This is a genomic window from Alteromonas sp. 4NH20-0104, assembly GCF_057547795.1.
In genome coordinates, this window is sequence record NZ_BAAJLP010000061.1 from 1 (window position 1) to 4,685 (window position 4,685).

The window sequence follows — 4,685 nt, forward strand, 5'->3', positions numbered from 1 at the left end:
TATACCTGGACGGTTTTTGATTATTCCAGAGGTATCAATGATTGTTTCGTACTTCGTTAGAGAAGACGTAATTCATGTTCTCAGGGTTTTACACCAGAAGCAAAAATTTCCTGTAGGCAACTAACTTTAAGCTTTGGGGCGCAGACATGGCGCTATACTCCGAAGGAGCGCCGTGTTTGTGTCCCTCTTGAGCGCTTTGTTATGCTTAATTTCCTGAAGTTGGAAAATGTGCATTTATTTTATATTTAAAGACTTCCTTATTTTCGACTGAGCACGTTGTTGTCATTGATAGCAAAGAGTCCTTTTCAGGCTTTGTTGTGAGAATGTAGTATTGAGGATTGAAAAAGTGCCCCTCGGAACCTTTTAACGAAAAAGAAAAAGAGCCAGTTTCTCTTCCTTCGTTAGCGACTTCCATCGGGTTTCCTAGCGCAACCTTTTGAGAAATTTCATACTTACAATTTAAAGGCTTTTTATCGTCATTATTTATATAGTCAAATTGAAATCCGTACCAAGTACAAGGTTTATTTTGGCCACTTCTATTACACTGCCCTTGGCCTGTTATGTAAACATCTTCGGTGGTGTGACAAACCCAACCAAAAGATTTCCCATCGGTACAAGCAAGGCCTGACTTAAAATTACTTATATCAAGAGCCCAAGAGTTAACGCAGACTAAAGAAAGCAATGTGAAAATAATTACTCGCAAATTTTCTCCTTGGGCATAACGCCTCAATAACCGGCGCAGCTTTGCTGCGTCCGGCGCCGCAGGCGCATAGTTAATGGACTTGTTATGTTTCATAGCTGCACCGGCTTTAACCACAGGCTAATGAACGCAGCACCTACACTGAGAGAATTAGCCACTAACAACCAGAGAAATGCCTTACTTTTAAACCTGAACTCTGGAGAAAACCATTTTTTATAGACAGCACCCTCGAGCAGGCCATTTACCAAACAGCCAAGAACAAAAGTTGCACCCCATGTAATTGGATTAAACGTGCCCCAGCTAAAAGCCCAGTTTATGACTGAGCCTGGAAATAGCTCCCAGCCTATGCCAGCTAAAGGTATTAAAATTATACCCGCAATAGCAGAAACAGCATTTGCAGATACTGTAGCGATTGAAGCCTTTTTGGTCGGAAGAGTAAAAAGCCATCTTATAAAGAAAAATTCAACTAACAGCCCAATACAAATGGCCCACCATGAAAAAAGGCGTGTTTCTAAATAAAGTGCCGGCCAAACAACATTTGCGTAAGCAGCAGTTGGCAGAAGTAAAAGTGTAAATATCAGATGCCTACGCACCATCTCTCCTTGAAACATAACGCCCTAATTTGGCGGCGCAAACGCGTGGGCTATACTGCGAAGCAGAGCCCGCGTGTTTGTGTCCCCAACATTTGTTTGTTAGGTGCATTACTGACTTCGCTCGTTAAAGTCCCACCAGGTTACTTTATAACCAGCTGCTACTGTAAATTTAATGTGCTGCTGCTCGCTTTTGTATAGAAACATTGCTTCGCAACCATCTTCGGGATTAGGTATGGGAGTAAGGTACTCCAAATCCCAGCCCTTTCTTTCAATATGTTCAACAACTCTAGATTTTTGATATTCATAGTCTGTACTGCATGCAATCGACGGTTCAAAAATCAGTTCTATTATAATAATGACGATTAAAGCGAGTAAGCTGTAGGAGATTACTCTGGTCAAAGAAAACATCCTATCCATGAAGCTTTTAGCTGAACTCAAGATGCACCTAACGCCTAAATATGGGGCACAAATAGGCAGGCTATAATGGCGAAGCCGCCTGCGTGTTTGTGTTCCAGCCCGCCAACGGGCGACATAATTTTTTTGTTAGGCACCACTGTATAGGCCTTTCAATGTCTCAAAATCTTTATTCATAAATAGAGTTAAAGCTTGTTTCGCTTGGTCTATCGAAAAACTCTGGGTATCTAATGAGACTATTCCCTGCTTTTTAATAAGACCGAATAAAGAAGATACTTCTCCGGGGTAATTACATTCAGATATAAACTGTAGTTTCGCGCTAGTTTTGACTCCTGATACCCATATCAGCAATGTCTTGTCATTACTTTCTACGGATAATGTTGGAGCCACTTTTTGAAGCTGTTCGGCTCTTTCTATCTCTCCAGCCCAATCGAAACTTTCGAATTGTTCCAACACTTCACGAGAGCCAGCGGATAATATTTCTTCAAACTCATCATGGGTATGGTGTGCGTATTGTAGGTAGATATTCATTCTTCCCTCCTTGGCGCCTAACGCCCCAAGCAGGGGCAAGTACATGCAGGCTAAAATACGGAACGAAGTGACGGGAGCCTGCATGTAATTGTCCCGCTGACTTGGTTTGTATGGATAATTCTTCCCTAAATTCCCCACAACTTTTTCAAAGATGGGTAAAGTGAGGCCCAGACTTTGGCTGCAACCAAAGTTGGCTGTGTGGTAGTTCGATGACTTGCAGGCTCCTCAATTGAGAGACCGATAACAAACATGAACGCCACGCAGTGCTCCAAGCAACATACTCGAATAGTCGACTGGGCCCCGAGCTCGCATTTAGCAAACCAGAGTTAGCTTATTATGAATAAAACCGAAGCGCAAAACATTAACGCCGGCGTTGATACCGGTAAAGATTTCCTTGATATCCATATTCGTCCTTTCAATGAATATTTTAAAGTTACCAACGATAAAAGAGGTATTTCAGAAGCTATCAAGCGATTGAAAAAATTGGATCTTAAACGTGTAGTCATTGAGGCAACAGGACGATATGAAGTGGCTTTTATTACCGCTTGTGCAAAAGCCGATATACCTTTTAGCGTGGTGAATCCTGTACATATAAAACGCTTTGCGGGTGCCATTGGCCGTAAAGCCAAAACAGATAAACTAGATGCAGCATTGATTGCTCATTTTAGTGAACTAATACAGCCTCCCCTGTCCACGTCGAAGCCAGATAACATGAAGAAAATGGCTGATATCGTGGCACGCAGGAGTCAGCTTCTTGAGATGCAAACTCGGGAGAAAAACCGACTTCAAATTATGCCCACAAACGTTCATCCCAGCATCAAAGCTTTGCTCTTAGTGTTGAAAAAGCAAATTCAAAAAATGGACGATGAACTGGCTCATCTCATTGAAAGCTGTCCGGAATTTAAAGCGAAAAGTGAGCTTGTTCAAAGTATGCCGGGAATAGGCAAAGTCTCCGCGGCTGCACTTATTAGCTACCTGCCAGAATTAGGATTAATGAACAATAAAGAAGTCGCAGCATTGGTTGGTGTAGCGCCTATGAACAAAGAAAGTGGCAAATATAAAGGCAAGCAGGTTACTCAGGGCGGACGTCACCAGGTTCGCACTGTCTTGTTCATGGCGATGATGTCGGCGATGCAATGCAACGCCAAATTCAAATCCACTTATGAACGCTTAGTCGCAGCAGGCAAACCTAAAAAAGTAGCGATTATTGCCTGCGTTAGAAAGATGATTGTCATCCTCAATTCGATGGTTAGAGATGGCGTCATGTGGGAAGAAAAAAACTTTTAAATTCAGGGTTGACGCCATAGTCGTTTGTTAGGTATGCACTACTGCGCATGATTCAGTGCTAATTTCACTGCTTCAAAAGAGTCTTTACCTACTTCCCGTTTTGGAATCACAAACGCCGTTGCGGGAGTGTTATAAATGAAAATATAGTCTTCATTACTTTCTATTTTCTCCAGCGCGTCCCAAGTAAACTGGCTGCTGCTATTAGCCGTTGACTCACTTACTCCAACATCAGAAATAACAACTTTATGCTCGCAAAAAACTTCCTTTTGAAATACCTCAGCACACTTCCTAGCGTAACGTTTGTATGCAAAAAACGTCCATAAGTAAGAAGCCAAAGCCCCGAGAACTCCTCCAATATAGAAGCTAATTTTGCCAGTACTTAACGCAAATACTGAAAAGGCTAATAATAAGACAACAGGAGTTACATACAGATTTATGATTTTACGCCGCTGATATGGTTTACAATTCGCGAGATGATGATCATTGAACGCGACTAAATCATCTTTTGTATTGGTGTACCTAACTTCCATGACACTTCCTTGCATACCTAACTTCTAAATATGGGGCACAAACACGTAGGCTAAACTGCGAAGCAGAGCCTGCGTGTTTGTGTCCCAGCCCGCCCCGGCGGGCGTCATAATTTTTTTGTTAGGTGCGTGCATGATTAAAAAAATGCTCCGCTTGCTTTGCCAAAACTGGCAACTGACCAAAATCAGTTACGATACTTGAACTTACCTGCCATTCCTCGGGATGTCCATGCAGGTCACTTAGCTGAAAAGAAATACGAACCTCTCCTAACGATGAGCAAGTAGCAGAAATACTAAATTGGTTTTCTAAAGACTGCCACTCGATTACTGATATCCATGGTTTGGAAAATGAAGCGAGTTTATTTAACCAATTAGAAATGCCGGATTCATCAGTATAGGTGCACACTCGCACCGATGCTGACAGAACACCAGACAAATGAACCGTAACGTACTCTGACTCAGGCTTAGAGAATCTGAGTGAGTTGTTCGATATCGATGAATCTATAGAAAATTCCATTTATCTCCAGAGCACCTAACGCCCCACTTAGGGGCAAATACACGCAGGCTAAAATTGGAGCGAAGCGACTGAGCCTACGTGTATTTGTCCCAGCCCGCTCGCGGGCGACTACAGTG

7 protein-coding genes are annotated in these 4,685 nt (G+C 42.5%); 1 reads left to right on the forward strand and 6 read right to left on the reverse strand.

Annotated elements, in window-relative coordinates:
- Window positions 1-205: 205 nt before the first annotated feature.
- From AC27IB_RS23335 to AC27IB_RS23350, 4 genes are all read right to left on the reverse strand, one after another.
- The gene (locus AC27IB_RS23335) at window positions 206-796 is read right to left on the reverse strand and encodes a hypothetical protein (protein ID WP_487124019.1); all 591 of its coding nucleotides are present in this window, start codon (window positions 794-796) and stop codon (window positions 206-208) included.
- Window positions 793-1,311: a hypothetical protein gene (locus tag AC27IB_RS23340; RefSeq protein ID WP_487124021.1), complete on the reverse strand. Its 519-nt coding sequence runs from the start codon at window positions 1,309-1,311 to the stop codon at window positions 793-795. The genes AC27IB_RS23335 and AC27IB_RS23340 overlap by 4 nt, the downstream gene beginning before the upstream one ends.
- A 90-nt stretch (window positions 1,312-1,401) precedes the next feature.
- Window positions 1,402-1,692: a hypothetical protein gene (locus AC27IB_RS23345; protein ID WP_487124023.1), complete on the reverse strand. Its 291-nt coding sequence runs from the start codon at window positions 1,690-1,692 to the stop codon at window positions 1,402-1,404.
- Window positions 1,693-1,836: 144 nt separating this feature from the next.
- Window positions 1,837-2,238: a hypothetical protein gene (locus AC27IB_RS23350; protein WP_487124025.1), complete on the reverse strand. Its 402-nt coding sequence runs from the start codon at window positions 2,236-2,238 to the stop codon at window positions 1,837-1,839.
- Between the two features lie 336 nt (window positions 2,239-2,574).
- Between AC27IB_RS23350 and AC27IB_RS23355 the strand changes: the two genes are divergently transcribed.
- Window positions 2,575-3,525, forward strand: coding sequence for an IS110 family RNA-guided transposase (locus tag AC27IB_RS23355; RefSeq protein WP_487124027.1), 951 nt, complete (start codon window positions 2,575-2,577; stop codon window positions 3,523-3,525).
- Window positions 3,526-3,563: 38 nt separating this feature from the next.
- Here the strand turns inward: AC27IB_RS23355 and AC27IB_RS23360 are convergent, their stop codons facing one another.
- Entirely contained in the window at window positions 3,564-4,055 is a 492-nt protein-coding gene (locus AC27IB_RS23360; RefSeq protein WP_487124029.1) for a YcxB family protein, read from the reverse strand.
- Window positions 4,056-4,173: 118 nt separating this feature from the next.
- Entirely contained in the window at window positions 4,174-4,569 is a 396-nt protein-coding gene (locus tag AC27IB_RS23365) for a DUF6228 family protein (RefSeq protein ID WP_487124031.1), read from the reverse strand.
- Between the last annotated feature and the right edge of the window lie 116 nt (window positions 4,570-4,685).